The following is an 18,396-nucleotide window of genomic DNA, read 5'->3' on the forward strand; positions in this document are numbered from 1 at the left end:
CGCTACATGGGTGCAATGATGTCTAATTCATCTCCGCACGAACCAGGATCTACCGACGCCGCACCTACGCGGCCTGATGGACTGGTCTCACTGCTGCAGTTGCTGACCAACGTCCATGACGATGGCGCGTCGGTCCGGCTGGGCACGGTACTGGATCTGGTCGGGCGGCGGTCGTTCGGGCCGATGCTCCTGCTCGCCGGGCTGATCATCGTCGCGCCGTTTATCGGCGACATTCCCGGAGTACCGACGTTGATCGCGATCTTCGTGTTTCTGATCGCCCTGCAGCTGATGGTCGGGCGTGATCACTTCTGGCTGCCGGCGTTCCTGCTGGAACGCCGGATTCGACGCCAGACCCTGAACAAAGTCGTGGTCTGGATGATGCCGACGGCGCGATTCATGGATCGTTTTCTGCGGCCCCGTCTGACATTTCTCGCCAATGGCGGTGCGCGTTTCGGTGTGGCCATCCTGGCCATGCTGATTTCTCTTATGATGCCGTTGATGGAATTCATTCCGTTTTCAGCCAATGCCGCCGGGGTGACGCTGACGGTATTCGGTCTCGCCCTGATTGCTCGCGACGGTCTGCTTGTGCTGCTTGCGTTCGCCCTGACCGGGCTGAGTGCCGGGTTGGTCGTCTGGGCATTGCTATGACGGCTGGCTGGAAACATCCGGTGGGTCGCCAAGCAGAGGATGCATGGCCCATACCCCCGCACGGCGCCGGTGAGCAACAACCAGCTCACGATCAGCTTCATGTCCACCGGGTAGATCCCTGTAAATCCCTGCCGGTGCCAGTCCGGTCAGGAACCGGTAGACCGTCGCCGTGAGCAGGGCCTGCGCCAGCCAGGCCAGCACTAGGCCATTGCCAGCTTCGCGGTCGCGCCGTCAGGTAGTCCGCGGATATCCGGGCACAAAAAATCCCGCACTAGGCGGGATTCTCGGTCAGCGGCGCGTTGGCGCCGTTGGTTCAGATCTGGACGTTGGTCGCAGCCGGGCCTTTCTGACCCTGTTCGACGTCGAACGTCACGGTCTGGCCTTCGGCCAGCGACTTGAAGCCGCCGCCCTGGATGGCGCTGTGGTGGACGAAAACGTCCTTGGAGCCGTCAGACGGGGCGATGAAGCCGAAGCCTTTCTCGTCGCTGAACCATTTTACTGTGCCTGTAGCCATGATGGATACCTCTGATGCAATTGCATGTGTTGAATGAGAAATGAGGGGTACTGAAGGACTGCAAAAGCGTCAGAGAACCGCAATTCGATGCGGGTAAAACAAACTGGGTAATTCAATCTGTGGTTCCGAGCGGGGTTCTTACTGGTGCAATCAAGGAGTCCTTGACCGTTTCCTCGAGACGCATTATCTGCCTCATGGCCGCAAACCGGTAATTTTTTTCGGCGGATCGGCAATCGACGGGTCGACCTTTCAACGAGTCGGGACTGATCGATATGGGCGTTGGCACCTTGATCGGCGGATTAACGATCTTTTGCCGCCTCGTTTGGCGACGACATCATGGCCCCGGTCACTGAAAGAAAATGCGGTCGAGGGCCAGGCCGACCGCACTTTGTGCCGGCAAATCGCGCCAAAAGACATGTTTTCGCCCATTCGAGATCCGTGGACGACGGCCGAAAGGCGTTTGTTCACGGGTGACTCGTCAGGCCAGACTGGCATCGGATTCGTGCAGACCTTCCCTAGACGGAAAGGATCGCCGTGAGGGTGTGGCTCTCGCCGGGGTGGAGCGTGTAGGCATTGTCGATGGCGTTGGCCGTCTCGACGCAGACCATCTCCCGCCAGGCACCGTCCGGCATGTCATCGAAGGCCCGTGCCCCTTCCGGGCCGGGGTTCCAGACCACGGTGCTCGCGCTGCCCCGCTTGTCGACGCGAATGCGTCGGCTGCCGTCGTCGATGACGGCAGGGGCGTGATGGTCGAAATAGACCCGGTCAAAGGGCGGGGACAGATGCAGGGCGCCCTCCTGGACGCCGCGTGTCCCGCCGGCCTGCTTGTCCCAGTAGCGGAGTCCATCGAGTCCCCGGATGCGGAGGTCGCCGCCGTTCCACACGCTGACATAGCTGTGCAGCGCCTCGGAGACCGTCCAGGTTTGCCGGCTCCGGTTCTCCCCGGTCAGGTCGAGGCGCAGTGCCTCGCCGAGGGTCACGGTCAGGCGCAGGGAGAAGTCCCAGGGCCAGATGGCGCGGATGCGCTCGTCCGGCTCGAGCTGGAACACCGCCCGGGTGGCGTCTGCCTCGACCGTGACGGAGTCGAGGTGCCAGAGCGCATGCCGGGCAAAGCCGTGGGCCTTCTGGTTGGGATCGGTGGGGTGGGGGCCGAACCACGGCCAGCACACCGGGATGCCGCCGCGTATCGGCCGGCTGCCGTCGAACCGCGCCGTCTCGCTGACCCAGATCACGTCGTCCTCGTTACGGGGCCGGTAGCCGAGCACGGTGGCACCCAGCGGCGTGACCGTCGCGCTGCCGTGGTGATTCTCCAGTCGCATCAGGGTGACCTGATCGTGCCGGTAGAACGTGACGCCGGGCAGGTCGAATCGTCGTTGCAGCTGCTCGATCATGCGGGTCTTCCCTGGAGTAACTCGAAAGGCTGGCTTGATTGTCGCCGATTATGGTCGAAGCTTGTTCGTGGACAGACACCCAAACGTAAACCCTGACGGAGACGACAGCGATGAGCAACGGCATGACCGAGGCGATGCAGGACTTTCAGGCCGGCATGGGCATGATGAAGCGCGAGGCCGGCGACACCATGCAGGCCTTCGGTGGCTTCATGGAGAAGGTGCTCGAGGACGATGTGCTCGATACGAAGACCAAGGAGCTGATCGCGCTGGGCATGGCGATCACCGCGCGCTGCAAGTACTGCATCGGCATTCACGTGCAGAAGGTGCTGAAGGCCGGCGGCACGCACGCCGAGATCATCGAGGTGTGCAAGGTGGCCATCCTGATGGGCGGCGGACCGGCCATGACCTACATCGCCGAGGTGCACAACGCCCTGGAGACGTTCGAATCGAGTCGCTAGTCGCTACTCGTAGCGGATCTCGACGATCTCCCAGGGGAGATGGCCGCGTTCGTCCCCCGCCGGCAGGCGGACGGTGTCACCCGGGCGGCGGCCGATGAGCTTTCTCGCCACGGGCGAGTCGATGCTGATCCAGCCCCTCGACGGGTCGATCTCGTCGGGACCGACCAGACGCAGGCAGCGTTCGAGGTCGTGGGCCTCGCATTCCATCTCGACGAAGGCGGCGAAATACACCTTGTCGGTGTCGTCGGGCGCGCGGTCCACGATCTTGAGATTCGGCAGGCGCTTTTGCAGATAGCGGATGCGCCGGTCGATCTCGCGCAGGCGTTTCTTGCCGTAGATGTACTCGGCATTCTCGGAACGATCGCCCAGGGCGGCGGCCTCGGAGACCGCCTGAACGGTTTCTCGCCGCTCGACGCGCCAGAGGCGGTCGAGTTCGGCCTCCAGCATCCGAAATCCCGCCCGGGTGATGATCGGCGTGCTCATTCCCCGCCGGCTTCCAGGGTCTTCTGGATGGCGCTGACCGCGTGGGCGAGATCGCGCAGGCGGGTGTCCTTGAGCTCCCCGCCGGCCGCACCCGGATGGCCGCCGCCACCGAAATAGCGAGCGGAGATGTCGCCGGCGTTCACGCCCGGGTTGGCCCGCAGCGACAGGCGGCCGTTGCCGCGCACGCCCATGGCCATGTCGATCCGCCCGCGCACTTCCATCATGTCCATGATCACGCCGCGCCAGACATCGTGGGGCCAGTTGAAGAACACGCCCGTGCGCACGCCCTCGATCTCGAGCACCGGCACGAAGTCCTCGTCGAGTACCGACGCGGACAGGACGTGGTACTTGTCGTTGAGCGGCAGGTTCTCGTCGTTGAACACGCGCTTCTCGATCCGTCCCTTGAGGAACCCCTTGCGCACGTCGAACAGGCTGCGTTCGAAGGCCTCCAGTGACTCGCCCGACTCGTGCGAGCGGAAGAAAGCCTCCATCACGTGGAAGCGGTAGGCGCGCTTGAGGTCCTTGAGCGGCGGGGCGAGGTGGTCGTCCTGCATCACCAGGCCGATCAGGTAGATGGCACGACGGAAATCGTCGTGGTCGCGCAGCCAGCGGTCGCCCACGTCGATGAACTCGGCCCGGGCCTGCATCAGGGCGCGCCGCGATTCGTCGAGCTGATCGGCGACCGCCTCGAAGGCCAGCAGGCTCGCGCAGCGATCGGTGTCCAGGTAGTACCAGTCGAAGGCGTCCGCACACTCCGCACCGGTGGCGTGGTGATCGAGCAGTTGCAGTTCGACCGGCACCTTCATCTTGCGGACGCGCTTGTCGAGTGAGCGGGCCTGGTCGAGGGTGAGGTTGAGGTCGGTGATCAGCAGTCCCGCCGGCTCGCCCGCCCTGGCGATCTGCGACAGGATGTTGTCGATCGCCTGGTTGATGTCGCGATAGTCGGCGTTGAAGAAATGGCAGCGCTGGTCGGTCTGATCGACCATGTACTGGGCGCCGTAGCCGTCCAGGTCGGTGTGCGACAGGTGATAAAGCCAGCCTTCGGGGCGAATGATGCTCGGTGTGCTCATGGATACTCGCTGATGACAGGCGCGTCCGTTGCGCCCGTGAATGGAAGTCTTGCCGGGAACGTGTTGATTGGACCGGGAAATTCAAGCAGGTTCCCCGGCCTCGAAGGGCCGGGAAACGGCAGATTCGACCGGGCGGAGGGTTATTGCCGGCGCCAGGTTGTGCCCTGGGGGCCGTCCTCGAGGGTGATGCCGTTTTCCAGCAGCTCGTCGCGGATGCGGTCGGACTCGGCGAAGTTGCGCGCGGCCCGTGCCTCGGCGCGCTGGGCGATCATCTGGTTGATGGTGGCGTCGTCCAGCGTATCGTCGCGCTCGCCTGCCGCGCTCCAGTGCAGGAAGGCATCCGGGTCGAGCTGACCCACGTTGAGGACCGCACCCATGGCATTGACGGTCGCCGCGTGCGGGGCGGCGGATTCCTTGTCCTGCTCCCCGATCTTGTGGATCAGGTGCAACTGCTCATGGATCAGGGCGATGGCCTTGGGCGTGTTGAAGTCGTCGTCCATGGCATCAAAGAAGGCATCCATCACCTCGGTGATGGGTTCGGCGTTCGCCGGGACCTTCTTCAGCGCGCTGTACCAGCGCGAGAGACTCGCCTGGGCGGCGTCCAGATTCTGGTCCGAGTAGTTCAGCGGGCTGCGGTAGTGGCTGGAGAGGATGAACAGGCGTACCACTTCCGGGTGGTAGCGCTGGGTGACTTCCTCGATGGTGAAGAAGTTGCCCAGCGACTTGGACATCTTCTCGTCGTCGATCCGCACGAAGCCGTTGTGCATCCAGTAGTTGACGAAATGGCAGCCGGTGGCGCACTCGCTCTGGGCGATCTCGTTCTCGTGGTGCGGGAACATCAGGTCCGCGCCGCCTCCGTGGATGTCGAAGGTGGTGCCCAGCGCCTCGGTGGACATGGCCGAGCACTCGATGTGCCAGCCGGGGCGGCCCGGGCCGAAGGGCGCGTCCCACTGCGGTTCGCCGGGCCTGGCGTGCTTCCAGAGAACGAAGTCCAGCGGGTCGTCCTTGGCCTCGTCGACCGCCACGCGGGCGCCGGCACGCAGGTCGTCGGGGTCGCGCCCGGAGAGCACGCCGTAGCGCTCGAAGGTCGAGACGTCGAAGTAGACGTCGCCGTTGTCCGCCCGGTAGGCGTTGCCGCGCTCGATCAGCGTCTCGATCATCGCGATCATCTCGTCGACGTTCTCGGTCGCCCGCGGTTCGGCGCTCGGCGGCAGGCAGCCCAGCGCCTCGGCGTCGCGGTGCATCAGGTCGATGAAGCGATCGGTAAGCGACTCGATGCTCTCGGCGTTCTCCGCGGCGCGGGCGATGATCTTGTCGTCGATGTCGGTGATGTTGCGTACGTAGTTGACCTCGAAGCCCCGCTCCTTGAGGTAGCGCACCACCATGTCGAAGACGACCAGAACGCGGGCGTGCCCGATGTGACAGCGATCGTAGACCGTCATCCCGCAGACGTAGATGCCGACGTGGCCGGGACGGATCGGGGTGAACTCGCGCTTGGCACGAGAAGCGCTGTCATAGATTGTGAGCATGTTGGCTACGATTCCGGGTCGAAGGTCGTTAGACTGTTCCGCGAGGTTGATGACCCGTGGAGGCGCATGGCCGTCCCGGGCAGGCAGCATAGTTTAACGGTCCCGACAGACGAGATAAAACGCATGAGTGACATCGGCTCCAAGATCCGCTTTTCCACCCGCCTCGGCGACATCACCATCGGCCTGTACGACGACAAGGCGCCGAAGACGGTGGAGAATATCCTTGCCTACGTCGACTCGGGGCACTACGAGGGCACGACCTTCCACCGCGTCATCCCCGGATTCGTGGTCCAGGGCGGCGGGCTGACCCCCGACATGCAGCAAAAGCCCACCCGGCCGCCGGTCGAGAACGAGGCCAACAACGGGCTGAAGAACAAGCGCGGCACGCTGTCGATGGCCCGCACCCCGGACCCGCACTCGGCCACCAGCCAGTTCTTCATCAATCTCGTGGACAACGCCTTCCTCGACTTCTCCTCGGAGACGCCGCAGGGCTGGGGTTACGCCGTGTTCGGCGAGGTGATCGACGGGATGGACGTGGTCGACTCGATGGCGACCCTGCCCACCGGTTCGCGCTACGGACACGGGGACGTGCCGGTCGACGACGTGGTGATCGAGAAGGCCGAACGCCTCGACTGAACCCAAGCACGCAGGAGCGACGCGACTCATGGCAGAGACACTGATCATCGCCGACCTGCATCTGGCGCGCCCGGAGGACCGAACCCTTGCCCTGCTGGATGCCTTCCTGGAGCGGGCGGCGGATGCCGAAGCGGTCTACATCCTGGGGGACCTGTTCGACTACTGGATCGGGGACGATCAGCCGGTGGACCCGGCGATCGCCCGGCGCCTGGAACGATTCGCGACCCTCGACGTTCCGGTGCGTTTCCTGCCGGGCAACCGGGACTTCCTCGTCGGCAGCGGGCTGCTCGAGCGGCTGGGGGCGACGGCCATCGCCGAGCAGACGGCCATCGAACGCGGCGGCCGTCGCCTGCTGCTGTTGCACGGCGACGAGCTGTGCATCGACGATGCGGCCTACCAGGCCATGCGCGCGCAGCTGCGCGATCCGCGCTTCATCCGGGATTTCCTCGGCCGTTCGCTCGAGGAGCGCATCGCCATTGCCGAGGACCTGCGGCAGAAGAGCCGCACCGAGTCGTCCAACAAGGCCGACGACATCATGGACGTCAACGCCGCGGCGGTCGACGAGATGCTCGAGCGCACCCAGGCTGACTGCCTGATCCACGGCCATACGCATCGCCCCGGCATCCATCGTCTCGCCGGCGGCCGCTGCCGCGTGGTGACCGGTGACTGGGGCGAGGCCGGATGGCTGGTCGCGCTCGACGACGACGGGCTGCGGCTCGAGCGTTTCACCCCGGAGGAGCGCGAGGTGGTCGACCGGCTGGAGTGGTCGCGGGCGGCCGCGGGAGCGTCGGCATGAACCTGCCCATGTTCCTCACCTGGCTGCGCATCGCGGCGATCCCGCTGCTGGTAGGCGTGTTCCTGTTCGTGCCGACCGAGCTCGGGCGTCCGCTGGCCGCCTGGATCTTCGCCATCGCGTCGATCACCGATTTCCTCGACGGGTATCTGGCCCGACGCTGGCACCTGGAGACGCCTTTCGGTGCCTTTCTCGACCCGGTGGCCGACAAGCTGATCGTGGCCGTGGCACTCGTGCTGCTGGTCTACAGCGACGGCGACCTGCCGATCGTCCTGGCCACCGCGGTCATCATCGGCCGGGAGGTGTTCATTTCCGCCCTGCGCGAATGGATGGCCGGCAAGGGCATCAGCGCGGCGGTGAAGGTCTCGCAACTGGGCAAGGCCAAGACGCTGACCCAGATGTTCGCCATCGTCTTCCTGCTGCATCACGCCCCGTTCCTGGGCATCGACGTCCACGCCATCGGTTACTGGCTGCTGATGATTGCCGCCGTGCTGACGTTCGTTTCCGGGGCCCAGTACGCCCGGGCCGCGGTGATCGCCGTGCGCCGGGACACCGCCCAGGGCCGGGGGCGCTGATCGCCGGCATGCCGGGTTTCCTTCGCGGCCTCGGACGCACCCTTCGTCTGGTTGCCTACCTGCTTGCGGGGCTATGGCGAACCCGGCACCTGGCGCAAATGGACGAGTTCGACCGGCGCGAGTTCGTGCGCGAGTGGCTGGCGGGGGCGGCATCGGTCGTCGGCGTGCGGGTGACCGTCCATGGGCTCGACCGGCTCGAGGGCCGGATGTCGCAGGGCATGCTCTGGGTGCCGAATCACGTCAGCTGGCTGGACATTCCCGTGCTCGGCGGCCTGATGCCCGGCACGGTCTTCCTTTCAAAGAGCGAGATCGCGTCCTGGCCGGTGATCGGTCGACTGGCCCGGCTGGGCGGCACCGAGTTCATCGATCGGGGACAGGGCAGTGCCGCGGCGGCCGCGGCGGTCGCCGACGGTCTGGCCAAGAACCGCCAGATGGTGGTATTTGCCGAGGGCACGACCAGTGACGGCACCCGCGTGCGCCGGTTTCACGCCCGGCTGCTGGGTCCGGCCATCGACGCGGGTCTGCCGATCGTTCCGATCGCCCTGCGCTATTACGACGCGGATGGGCGTCGGACGACGGGACCGGCATTCATCGACCGCGAACCAATCTGGCCTTCGCTCTGGTCGGTGCTGTCGAGCCGGCGGATAGAGGCGGTGGTCGACATCCTTCCCCCCGTGCATCCCGGGCCGGGGGACCAGCGCAGTGACCTGGCCCGTCGCGCCCATCACGCGGTCTCCTCGGTGGTGGGTTCCGCGTAGCCCCGGGTCCCGGTCAGCCTCCGGTCAGTCCGCGCATCATGCGCTGGAGGTCCAGCGGTTCGCTCGGCAGGGCGAATCGATCGTCCGGCTGCCGATCGCTCCGGATCGATTCGAGCCGATAGTCCTTCGCGAAACGCAGCACGGCCAGCCCGCGCCGATCGAGCTCGCGTTCCGCGTCGTCCTGCGTCGTGACGCCGGTGCCGCGAGCCATCGCTCGCGCCATGCCCTTGAGCAGCGCGTCCTGCATCTCGCGCACGAGCGGGTCCTCGGTGAGCACGGCCTCGTCGATGCGGGCATCCCCTTCGCTGTCCTCCCAGCTGACGCGGTAGACCTCGCCCTCGATGCCGGCGACCGTTTCGGCCTGCCCAGTGGCCTCCAGCGCGGTGATCCGGGTCGGCACGACTGTATCGGGGCCGAGATTGGCCAGCCCGTTGTTCGAGCCGAGCATCGTGGCCAGCGCATCCAGGTCGAGGGTCACGGGACGTCCGGCCACGTTGGCCACGCCCCAGGCCTTGCCGTCGATGGCGAGCACGTGGGCCGGCTGTCCCGGTGCCTCCAGCCGGCCGCGGTCGGCGTTCTGCCAGGCGAAGGTCATCGTGGGTACCTGGGTGTTGTCGGTACGAAACGTGGCCTGGCCGTCGGCGTGGGCGGCCAGCGACGCGCTGAAAAGCAGTATGGAAAGGGCAAGACGCATGGGCGGGGTTCCTCGGCCGTTTTGTCCGACGTAGGACAGCCGGGACCGGGAACAGTTGCAAGGGGCGCCTCGCGGGCCGTCAGCCGGCTTGGCGACGGCCGGCGGCGCGCAGGGCGTTTTCCACGCCCACGATGGTGCCGAACAGCACGCAGGCCGTGGCGATGATCGCCGGGCCGGAACCGATGTCGAACTGGTAACTGGCCCACAGGCCCGCCAGGCAGAAGGCCAGGGCGAACAGGCCCGAGGCCACCATCATGCCGCCCAGCGTGCGGGTGTATCGCTGGGCGAGATAGGGGGGCAGGGTGAGCAGGGCGATCACCAGCAGTAGCCCGACGACCTGGATCATCATCACCACGGTCTCGGCCACCAGTACCAGCAGCATCAGGTAGAGGCCCGTCACCGGGATGCCGCGGGTGCGGGCAAACACCGGGTCGAAGGAAAACGAGAGGATGTCGCGGTAGTAGTAGATGGCCGCGGCGAGGATCACGCAGTCGATGGCCGCCATGATCCAGAGATCGCTGCTCGACACCGCGAGGATGCTGCCGAACAGGTAGGTCATCAGCCCGGCCTGGTAGCCCGGGGACAATTCCACCATGATCAGCCCGAAGGCCATGCCGGCGGCCCAGATCACGCCGATGAGGGTATCGGTTCGCTCGCGTCGCCGCAGGCTGAGCAGCCCCAGCAGCAGGGCCGCGGCGGCGGTGAACGCGCCGGTCACCGGCAGCACCGGCCAGCCGGCGTAGATCGCCGTGCCGACGCCGCCGTAGGCGGTGTGGGCAATGCCCCCGGTCATGAACACCAGCCGGTTGACCACCACCAGCGCGCCGACGATGCCGGCGGCGATGCTGATCAGTACCGCGGCGACGAGTGCGCGCTGCACGAATCCGTGGGAAAACAGCTCCAGATCCATCACGGGGCCTCCTTGCCGTAGCCGACCATCAGGTGCTCGTGCATGGGGCATTGCTCGCCGTGGCGTCCGTACATCAGCTCGAGCATCTCGTCGGAGACCTGCGGCCCCTTGCCGGAGACGACCAGCCGGTTGACGGCCACTACCTGGGTGACCGACTGGCGGGTGATGCCCAGGTCATGGCTGACCATCACCCGGGTCAGACCCTCGCCGAGATCCTCGAGGGTCTCGTGGATGCAGGCACGCCCGTAGGGGTCGATGTTGGAGAAGGGCTCGTCGAGCAGCAGCAGCTCCGGGTCGGTGATCAGCGCCCGAGCGATCAGCACGCGCTGGCGCTGGCCGCCGGACAGGGCGCCGTAGGAGCGCTGGGCCAGCGGCAGCACGCCGGCCCGCTCCATCGCCATGGCCGCCCGGTCGCGCTCGTCCTGCCAGAAGCCCGGGCCGTGTCGACGCCCGTGTGGCAGACCCATCAGCACGACCTGCTCGACGGTGGCCGGAAACCCGGGGGCGAGGTTGCTGTGCTGGGGCACGTAGCCGATGCGCTCGGGGTGCCGGCCGGGTGGTTCGCCGAACACCCGGACCGCGCCGTGCTCGGGACGGTACAGGCCGAGGACGAGGTGGAGCAGGGTGGTCTTGCCCCCGCCATTGGGGCCGACGATCACGCTGAAGGCCCCGGCGGGTATCCGCAGGTTCACCGACTCCAGCACCGGCTCCCGGTCGAAGCGGAAGTCGAGATCGCGGATCTCGATGACGGCCGAGCCGCCTGCTTTCAGCGGTTCACTCATTGCCGGCCGGTACCCCCGTCGTCGCCGAGGGCAGTCTCCAGGGTGCGGGCAACGCCGCGCATGCCCGCCGGCCAGTCGCGCTCCAGCGGGTCGAGGGTGTCCACCTCGGCACCGATCTCGTCGGCCAGGGTACGGGCGGCGTCCTGGGCAAACTGCGGCTCGACGAAGACCACGGCGATCTCCCGGTCGCGTGCCTGCTCGATCACGCGCCGAAGCTCGCGCGGCCCGGGCTCCTTGCCCTCGATCTCGATGCTCATCTGCTCGAGCCCGTAGGCCTCGGCGAAGTAGCCGAAGGCCGGGTGGAATACCATGAAGTGGCGGCGTTCCGCCGGCACCTCCGCCAGCGCCTCGAGGATTTCGTTGTCCACCGCGCTGATCTCGGCGGCCGCGGCATTGAAGCCGGCCTGGTACGCCGAGGCGTTGTCCGGGTCGGCGGTGACGAGCGCGTCGCGAATGACCTGCGCCTGCAGGCGGACCAGCGGCGGGGCGAGCCAGACGTGCGGGTCGACGCCGCCCTTCGGTGCATCGTGGTCGTGATCGGACTCATGGTCATGCTCGACCATCGGCCGTCTCGAGATCCGCTCGATGGTATCGATCACCCGCATCTCGTCGTTGGCGGCGCGGAATCGCGGCATCCAGCCCTTCTCGAAGGGCGCGCCGATGGTGAAGTAGATCTCCGCGCGACCCAGTCGCTGCATCTGCCGGGGTTTCGGTTCGTAGGTCTCCGGGGTGGCGCCGGCCGGCAGCATCACCTCGACGTCGACGTGCTCGCCGCCGATGGTCTCGACCAGCCAGGCCTGTGGCGGGATGGATACGGCCACCATCATCTCCCCGTCGGCGCGCAGCGGCGTGGTCGAGAACAGCAGGATCAGGAACAGGGAGGTCGCTCCGGCGAGCCGGCCGATCGTCGTCCGGAAGTCGGAGGCAAGGTAGGAGACGTTAACACTGGGCATGGGCAACCTCGGGAACGATTGGATGACGGACGTGGCCCGGCAGGGCCGATGATCAACAATGTTACCTTATAACATCTATCCGGTCTCCGGATGAACGATGCCGATCTGACGGCAACGGGATCTCAGTCGCGTCGGCCCGACATCCGCCGCGGCAGCCATAGCCGGCGGAGCAGGTTCTTCAGCCGCGTCTGCAGGAGTGCCTCCTGCCGGCGTGTGGCGCGGCGGGCATAGCGGCTGCTCTGCAACTGGTTGCCGATGCGTCGGAAATCGTCTGCCTCCCGCGGCAGGGCCCGCGCGGCCCGTTCGAGAAAGGCCTGTTCGCTCTCGCGCGCCTCGCGTTCGATGCCCAGCCGACCCAGCCGGTCCTGCAGGCGCTGCCAGAGGTAGTCGGTCAACGACCCGGCCGCCCGGCGCTCGGCCCGGCGGGCCAGTGCCCAGAGTACGCCGATCCAGGCGACGACGGCCAGCACCAGGGCGAGCAGTGCCAGTGCCAGCGGCGGCATGCCGGCGATGCCCATCCCGGCGAACAGGTCGAGCTGGATCCTGCCGTCGTATCCGAGCACGTACTGGTTCCAGCGGTTGTCCAGCCGTTCGAACAGCATCTGGGCACGGCGCCCCCAGTCGCTGTCGTCGCGGCGGACGCTCGCCGGCAGGGAGGGATCGTCGGCCATGGAGGCGGCCACGCCTGCCTCGATACGCTCCGGTGCGATCACCGCGGTGGGATCGACTCGCTGCCAGCCGCGGCCGTCCAGCCAGACCTCGCTCCAGGCATGGGCGTCCGACTGGCGTACCACGAGGTAGCCATCGCTGAGCTCGCCGCCCTGGTAGCCGGTGACCACGCGCGCCGGTACGCCGGCCGCGCGCATCAGGCGGGTGAAGGCGTCGGCGTAATCGGTGCAGTAGCCGGCGCGGGTCTCGAACAGGAACGCGTCGGCCCGGTCGGGACTTTCCCGTCGGCCGGGACTGAGGGTGTAGTGGAAGTCGTTGTCGCGGAAATGTGCCAGTGCCGCCGCGACCCGGTCGGTCGGTGGCAGGTCCCGCCACTCGTCGGCCAGGTCGGCGAGCAGCGGGTTGAGGTCCGCGGTGCGCAGGTTGCGTGCGCGGATCGAGTCGGGCAGACCGTCGGCATCGAGCCGGTACTCCAGGGCCGATTGCAGCGAGTAGCGAAGGCGGTCGTCGACGGGACGGGGACGCTGCACCAGCAGGTTGGCGTCCAGGCGGGTGTCTGCCGGTGTCTCGGTGGCTGCCGGGAGGCTGGGCAGGATGCGTCCGCCGCTCGGTTCCAGAGTGACCTCGTAGTCGATCAGCGAATCCTCGTCCACCTCGATCCGCGGCGTGCCGGCCGACGGGTCGGCGACCCAGCCTTCCGGGTCGTCCGGGTCGAGCCGACTCATCACGTGGACACGCCAGTAGCGGGCCTCCGGCGGGATCACCTCGCCCTCGAAGCGTGCTCGCAACGCGGGAGCGGGGTTGCGTCCCAGCTGGTCGAAATCCCCGGGACGCATCTGCTCGGAGAGTCCCGTCTGGGCGGCGCCCCCGGGTTGCTGGACACCCCACAGCCCGCCGGGTGGCCGGGGAAACAGGGCGAACAGGATCAGGGCGAAGGGCAGGCCGGTGAGCAGCAGCGTCCCGCCATGGCGCATCCGCACGCCGATGGGCGGAGAAACCGGCTGGCTGACGCCGATCCACGCGCCGACCAGCAGCCAGAAGAGCAGCCCGACCAGCAGGAAGATCCAGATGGCCTGGTCGAACAGCAGCACCGAGACGAGCAGGAAGAAGCTCAGCAGCAGCACGCCGTACTGGTCGCGCTCGTCGCGGGTTTCCAGCAGTTTCAGGCCGGCGGCGACGATCAGCAGCGTGACCCCGGCATCGCGGCCCCAGAACCCATGGAAGTGGAACAGCACGTAGGCGCCGCCAAGGATGGCGAACAGGGTGAGCAGTCCGCGGTGGGGCAGGGGCCAGTCGCGCACCTCGTGCAGGCGACGCCAGACCAGGGACGCGGCGACCATCCCCACGACCGCAAGCGGCAGGTGGGGCAGGAGCAGGCCGACGGAGCCGATCATCACCAGCCACAGCAGAGGGTCAAGCCGGGCGACCGGGGTCATCGGACTGTCTCCGCCATCTCGACGTGGGCAGACACCGCGTCGAAGCCCTCGGCATCCCTGGGTCTCTCGAAGCGGGCAAGCTGTCGGAGTGCCTGACGCCGGGCCGAGGCGTCGTTTCCCCCGGCCGGCGCCTCGATCGGCGGTTGCCCCGGCAGCAGCAGTCGCCAGGATCGCCCTTCGGCCGAATGTTGCAGCAGGAGGAAGGTCATGGCCGACAGGCGTTGCTCGCGTCCACCGCGAAAGCGCTCGTAGTCGAGAATCGTCGGTCGCGTCGCGACGGTCTCGCCCTCGGGGCGGCGCGTGACCAGGCGACCGCTCTTGGCGTAATGGCGGAACACGATGTGTCGCACCGGGTCGCCGGGCTGGTAGGCACGCAGGCGGGTGGGATCGCCCTCGTCCAGCGCTCGCGTGCCGGTGTCGGGCGTTGCCTGTTCCACCGGCGGCTCGACGGCCTCCGCCGGAGCCGGATGGATCCATTGCCCGACCGGGAGCTCGACGTGGCGTTCGACGCTCCAGAGGCCCAGCGGGTAGTGGGTGCCCAGCGTCAGCGAGGGCAGGGGCAGGTAGCCGCGGGGCGCCGGGGGCAGGGCAAGTTCGGCGCGGGTCGTCCGGCACGGCGCCACGGAAACGTGGACGGGTTCGCTGTCGGGGAGATCAACCTGCACGGCGAGCGACGGCAGGGGCAGCCGCGATTCGAGTTCGACCGTCCAGCGACCCGGCGTGTGGGCCGGGCGCATCGCCGGCCCCCGGGTCGTTGCCGTCACGTGGCGGAGGAGCCGGTAACCCTGCCAGATGCCGTTGATCATCAGGGCGATCAGCAGGAAGGCGAGCAGGAAGATCAGGTTGTTGCCGTAGTTGATCGCCGCGACGAGCATGGCCAAGGCCACGACCGCCATACCCAGGCCCCAGCGACGGGGCCTGACCTGGATGCGCGAGAGGCGGGCTGCTTCCATGCCGCAGGCCCGGCCCTACGGCGCAGGTACGCGGCCGAGAAGGATCTCGGCCGCGTCGTGGCCATCGTGATCGTCCAGCCCGACCCGGTGATTGACCAGGTCCGGCAGTACCGCCTGAACGTCGTCCGGCAGGACGTGGTCCCGCCGCTCGATCAGGGCCCAGGCCCGCGCCAGCGACAGCAGCATCAGCCCGGCGCGCGGGGAGAGCCCCACGGTGAACTCGGGGGTCTCCCGGCTGGCCGCCAGCAGCCGTTGCACGTAATCGGCCACGCGCTCGGCCACGTGGACCCCGGCCGCCTTCTGCCGCAAGGCCATCAGTCCCTGGGCGTCGACGACCTGCCCGGCCTCGGCGAGATGGGCGCGGCCACCGCCGGAAAGCAGCATCTGCCGCTCGGTGTCCGCGTCCGGGTAGCCCAGGCGGATGACCATGGCGAATCGGTCGAGCTGGGATTCGGGCAGCGGGTAGGTGCCGGCCTGCTCCAGGGGATTCTGCGTGGCGATGACGAAGAATACCTCGGGCAGCGCGTAGCGCCGTCCGTCGACCGAGACCTGGCGTTCCTCCATCGCCTCGAGCAGCGCGCTCTGCACCTTCGGCGGAGCCCGGTTGATCTCGTCGGCCAGCAGCATCTGGGTGAAGACCGGGCCGGGAATGAAGCGGAACCCGCCGCCTTCGCCCAGGGTCGGGCTGTAGATCGAGCTGCCCACCACGTCGGCCGGCAGCATGTCGGCGGTGAACTGCAGGCGCTTGAAGTTGAGACCGAGCACGGAGGCGAGCGTGTGTGCCAGCGTGGTCTTGCCCAGCCCGGGCAGGTCCTCGATCAGCAGGTGGCCGCCGGCGAGGATGCAGGCCAGCGCGCGGCGTATGGCCGGTCGCTGGCCCACCACGATCTGCGCGGTCTGGTCGATGATCCGTTCGGGGGTGTCTGCGGTAATGGCGGTCATGTCGTTCCGTCGAGCTTGAGCTGGTAGGCACGCTGGTACGCATCGATCAGCGCGGCGTGCCGGGGTTCGTTGCGAAAGCCGCGCTCCAGCGCGGTGAACGGTCGGTAGGCCAGGCGGCCGGCGAGCAGGTCGCGTGCCTCGCCGAGTATCTCGCCGGGGAACAGGGCGGCCAGCGGTTGGTGCAGGTTCTCCGGGGCCATGTCGGTTTCCTGCTCGATCTGCCACAGCGTACGGGCGGCGCGGTATCGCTCGCGCCGCTCGGCCGGTACGGGCGGGACGTCGGCGAGCCAGTCGATGTCCATGCCCACATCCTCGGGATCGCGCGGTTCGACGCTGTCGGCATGCAGGCGGGCGAGGATCTCCACCTCCCCGATGCGCGCACCGGCCCAGACCGACTCCGGTCCGGCGCACAGCCCGATCACGTCGGTGACCGGCGTGAGCGGGTCGAGGGCCAGGTCCGCGATGGCGTCGGCGAACGCCGCGCTGTCCCCGGGATCGAGGTCGTCGAGTCGCTCGAACCAGGGCAGCAGCGTCAGGCCCTGGTTGTTGTTGCGCTCGACCAGTTCCTCGACCGGGTAGATCTCCGACATCCCCGGCACCAGGATGCGGCAGGCCGGCAGCCCGAGGTGCGTGAAGTCGGCGATGTACACGTCGTGGCCGGACTCGTGGATCCTGTCCACCAGGGCCTGCTCGTACGCGACGTTACAGGCGTGCCAGTCGGCGTGTTCGTCGACCGGCTCCATGCCCCAGGGCGTGAACGGATAATCCGGCTCGTCGCGCAGCATGCTCCAGGGGAGGATCCCGGAAGAGTCGATGAAGTGGAGTTCGATGTTGTCCGGGTCCGCGGCCAGTTCCATGTCGGTGGTCGGCGGCGGGAAGGCGTGCAGGTCGTCGAGGTCACGTCCCTGCACCAGTTCGGTAAGGGTGCGCTCCAGGGCGATCTCGAAGCGCGGGTGCGCCCCGAAGGAGGCGAAGACCCCTCCGGTTTCCGGGTCGTAGAGCAGCACGCAGATCACCGGAAAGCGACCGCCGAGCGACGAGTCGAAGGCACGCGCCGAGAATCCCTCGCCGTTGAGCGCCGCCAGTGCGGCCGCGCTTTTCGGGAAGCCGCCCATGACCTCGTCGGGGATCTCCGGCAGAGCGATGCCTTCGGTGATCACCCGCTCCTTGACGAAGCGCTCGAAGACCTCGGCGAGTCCCTGCGTGTGGGTCTCGGCCAGCGTGTTGCCCGCCGACAGACCGTTGGAGACGTAGAGGTTGCCCACCACGTTGACCGGGAAATAGACGCGCTGGCCGTCCCGTTGCCGCTCGAAGGGCAGCGCGCAGATGCCCTCGCGCTTGCCGCTGTTGAGATCGGCCCAGTCGGCGGTCTTCTCGATGGCATCGCCCTGGTAGAACGTCCACAGGGCATCATCGAGCAGGCCGTCGGGGCGTACGCCGGGCCTGTCCAGCGTGAACCAGCGCTCGGCCGGGTCATGCAGCGTGCGTCCGTCCACGCTGGCGGACGGGTGGTCCCAGTGGAAGTCGGCGAAGAAGTACTGCGAGGCCAGGCGCTCGACGAATTCCCCCAGGGCCGAGGCGAATGCTGCCTCGCGGGTCGCCCCCTTGCCGTTGGTGAACAGTGCCGGGCAACCGCGGTCCTTGATGTGGACGGACCAGCAGTTGGGAAGCGGGTTGCGCCACCCGCTGGCCTCGATCTGGAAGCCGGCCGCGCGCAGGTGGCTCTGGACGTTCTCGATGGTGCGCTCGAGCGGGGCGTCCTTGCCGGGAATCAGGGTTTCGGTCATTCGGTCACTACGGTTGCGTGAAAAGGGGGCGGGTGAGCGCAGCGGGTCAGAAGATCACCAGCAGGCTGACGCGGCGGAGCTCCGATGCCAGCACGGTATAGGTCCGCAGGGCGGCGGCCGTGTCCATGTACTCGATGCCGATACCCTGGCGCATCAGTGCCGCGGAAACCGCCGCGGGTCCCATGCGGGTGCGCGCTCCGGTACCGACGATCACCACCTCGGGGTCGTCCCGGGTGAGCAGCGACTCGCCGTGTTCCTCCAGCGCGGACAGGTCCTCGACGGGCACGTCGGAGTCGAGGTGCTCCGGCGTGACGAGGAAGGTCCGCTCGAGACGCTGGTCGTTGACAACGACATGGTTCTCGTCGAAGCCGCGGATCACGAAGGCACGGCCGCGATCGTCCTGGGTCAAGCGCAT

General features: G+C 67.5%; 20 protein-coding genes. 6 read left to right on the forward strand and 14 right to left on the reverse strand.

The features are described 5' to 3' along the window. Positions 1-648, forward strand: a 648-nt coding sequence (locus ACLFMY_RS02775; protein WP_410763012.1) for an exopolysaccharide biosynthesis protein, incomplete at its 5' end; no start/stop codon positions are given. Positions 649-961: 313 nt separating this feature from the next. On the opposite strand, the gene ACLFMY_RS02780 is transcribed toward ACLFMY_RS02775, so the two are convergent. Both ACLFMY_RS02780 and ACLFMY_RS02785 read right to left on the reverse strand, forming a co-directional pair. After that, on the reverse strand, positions 962-1,162 hold the full coding sequence (locus tag ACLFMY_RS02780; protein ID WP_372591438.1) for a cold-shock protein: 201 nt from the start codon (positions 1,160-1,162) through the stop codon (positions 962-964). A gap of 515 nt (positions 1,163-1,677) precedes the next feature. Next, a complete protein-coding gene (locus tag ACLFMY_RS02785) occupies positions 1,678-2,553 on the reverse strand; it encodes a D-hexose-6-phosphate mutarotase (RefSeq protein ID WP_410763013.1) in 876 nt (291 codons plus the stop codon). A gap of 110 nt (positions 2,554-2,663) precedes the next feature. Between ACLFMY_RS02785 and ACLFMY_RS02790 the strand changes: the two genes are divergently transcribed. Beyond that, positions 2,664-3,011, forward strand: a complete 348-nt coding sequence (locus ACLFMY_RS02790) for a carboxymuconolactone decarboxylase family protein (RefSeq protein ID WP_410763014.1) — start codon at positions 2,664-2,666, stop codon at positions 3,009-3,011. 3 nt (positions 3,012-3,014) lie between these two features. On the opposite strand, the gene greB is transcribed toward ACLFMY_RS02790, so the two are convergent. From greB to cysS, 3 genes are all read right to left on the reverse strand, one after another. Continuing rightward, entirely contained in the window at positions 3,015-3,494 is a 480-nt protein-coding gene (gene greB, locus ACLFMY_RS02795; RefSeq protein ID WP_410763015.1) for a transcription elongation factor GreB, read from the reverse strand. Then, positions 3,491-4,564: a DHHA1 domain-containing protein gene (locus ACLFMY_RS02800; protein ID WP_410763016.1), complete on the reverse strand. Its 1,074-nt coding sequence runs from the start codon at positions 4,562-4,564 to the stop codon at positions 3,491-3,493. The genes greB and ACLFMY_RS02800 overlap by 4 nt, the downstream gene beginning before the upstream one ends. A 140-nt stretch (positions 4,565-4,704) precedes the next feature. Then, positions 4,705-6,093: a cysteine--tRNA ligase gene (gene cysS / locus ACLFMY_RS02805; RefSeq protein ID WP_410763018.1), complete on the reverse strand. Its 1,389-nt coding sequence runs from the start codon at positions 6,091-6,093 to the stop codon at positions 4,705-4,707. Between the two features lie 123 nt (positions 6,094-6,216). On the opposite strand from cysS, the gene ACLFMY_RS02810 reads away from it, so the two are divergent. From ACLFMY_RS02810 to ACLFMY_RS02825, 4 genes are all read left to right on the forward strand, one after another. Then, complete coding sequence (locus ACLFMY_RS02810; RefSeq protein ID WP_410763019.1) at positions 6,217-6,729, forward strand: peptidylprolyl isomerase; 513 nt, start codon at positions 6,217-6,219, stop codon at positions 6,727-6,729. 28 nt (positions 6,730-6,757) lie between these two features. Further along, positions 6,758-7,525, forward strand: a complete 768-nt coding sequence (locus ACLFMY_RS02815) for a UDP-2,3-diacylglucosamine diphosphatase (protein ID WP_410763020.1) — start codon at positions 6,758-6,760, stop codon at positions 7,523-7,525. Then, positions 7,522-8,097 carry a CDP-diacylglycerol--glycerol-3-phosphate 3-phosphatidyltransferase gene (gene pgsA, locus ACLFMY_RS02820; RefSeq protein ID WP_410763021.1) on the forward strand — a complete coding sequence of 192 codons (576 nt, stop codon included), beginning with the start codon at positions 7,522-7,524 and terminating at the stop codon, positions 8,095-8,097. Before ACLFMY_RS02815 ends, pgsA begins: the two co-directional genes overlap by 4 nt. Before the next feature lie 98 nt (positions 8,098-8,195). Then, positions 8,196-8,855: a lysophospholipid acyltransferase family protein gene (locus tag ACLFMY_RS02825; protein ID WP_410763022.1), complete on the forward strand. Its 660-nt coding sequence runs from the start codon at positions 8,196-8,198 to the stop codon at positions 8,853-8,855. Between the two features lie 13 nt (positions 8,856-8,868). Here the strand turns inward: ACLFMY_RS02825 and ACLFMY_RS02830 are convergent, their stop codons facing one another. The 9 genes from ACLFMY_RS02830 to ACLFMY_RS02870 form a co-directional block, all read right to left on the reverse strand. Continuing rightward, positions 8,869-9,549, reverse strand: coding sequence for a hypothetical protein (locus ACLFMY_RS02830; protein ID WP_410763023.1), 681 nt, complete (start codon positions 9,547-9,549; stop codon positions 8,869-8,871). A gap of 79 nt (positions 9,550-9,628) precedes the next feature. Next, positions 9,629-10,459, reverse strand: coding sequence for a metal ABC transporter permease (locus tag ACLFMY_RS02835; protein ID WP_410763025.1), 831 nt, complete (start codon positions 10,457-10,459; stop codon positions 9,629-9,631). Further along, the gene (locus tag ACLFMY_RS02840; RefSeq protein WP_410763026.1) at positions 10,459-11,241 is read right to left on the reverse strand and encodes a metal ABC transporter ATP-binding protein; all 783 of its coding nucleotides are present in this window, start codon (positions 11,239-11,241) and stop codon (positions 10,459-10,461) included. Before ACLFMY_RS02840 ends, ACLFMY_RS02835 begins: the two co-directional genes overlap by 1 nt. Then, positions 11,238-12,194, reverse strand: coding sequence for a metal ABC transporter solute-binding protein, Zn/Mn family (locus ACLFMY_RS02845; RefSeq protein WP_410763027.1), 957 nt, complete (start codon positions 12,192-12,194; stop codon positions 11,238-11,240). The genes ACLFMY_RS02840 and ACLFMY_RS02845 overlap by 4 nt, the downstream gene beginning before the upstream one ends. Positions 12,195-12,316: 122 nt before the next feature. Beyond that, the gene (locus ACLFMY_RS02850; RefSeq protein WP_410763028.1) at positions 12,317-14,299 is read right to left on the reverse strand and encodes a DUF3488 and DUF4129 domain-containing transglutaminase family protein; all 1,983 of its coding nucleotides are present in this window, start codon (positions 14,297-14,299) and stop codon (positions 12,317-12,319) included. After that, positions 14,296-15,252, reverse strand: a complete 957-nt coding sequence (locus ACLFMY_RS02855) for a DUF58 domain-containing protein (RefSeq protein WP_410763029.1) — start codon at positions 15,250-15,252, stop codon at positions 14,296-14,298. Before ACLFMY_RS02855 ends, ACLFMY_RS02850 begins: the two co-directional genes overlap by 4 nt. A gap of 15 nt (positions 15,253-15,267) precedes the next feature. Next, positions 15,268-16,194, reverse strand: a complete 927-nt coding sequence (locus ACLFMY_RS02860) for an AAA family ATPase (protein ID WP_410763030.1) — start codon at positions 16,192-16,194, stop codon at positions 15,268-15,270. Continuing rightward, a complete protein-coding gene (locus tag ACLFMY_RS02865) occupies positions 16,191-17,981 on the reverse strand; it encodes a YcaO-like family protein (RefSeq protein ID WP_410763031.1) in 1,791 nt (596 codons plus the stop codon). The genes ACLFMY_RS02860 and ACLFMY_RS02865 overlap by 4 nt, the downstream gene beginning before the upstream one ends. Positions 17,982-18,027: 46 nt before the next feature. Further along, positions 18,028-18,396 carry an Mth938-like domain-containing protein gene (locus ACLFMY_RS02870; protein ID WP_410763032.1) on the reverse strand — a complete coding sequence of 123 codons (369 nt, stop codon included), beginning with the start codon at positions 18,394-18,396 and terminating at the stop codon, positions 18,028-18,030.

This window comes from Guyparkeria sp. (assembly GCF_046545975.1).
In the GTDB taxonomy this organism is placed as follows: domain Bacteria; phylum Pseudomonadota; class Gammaproteobacteria; order Halothiobacillales; family Halothiobacillaceae; genus Guyparkeria.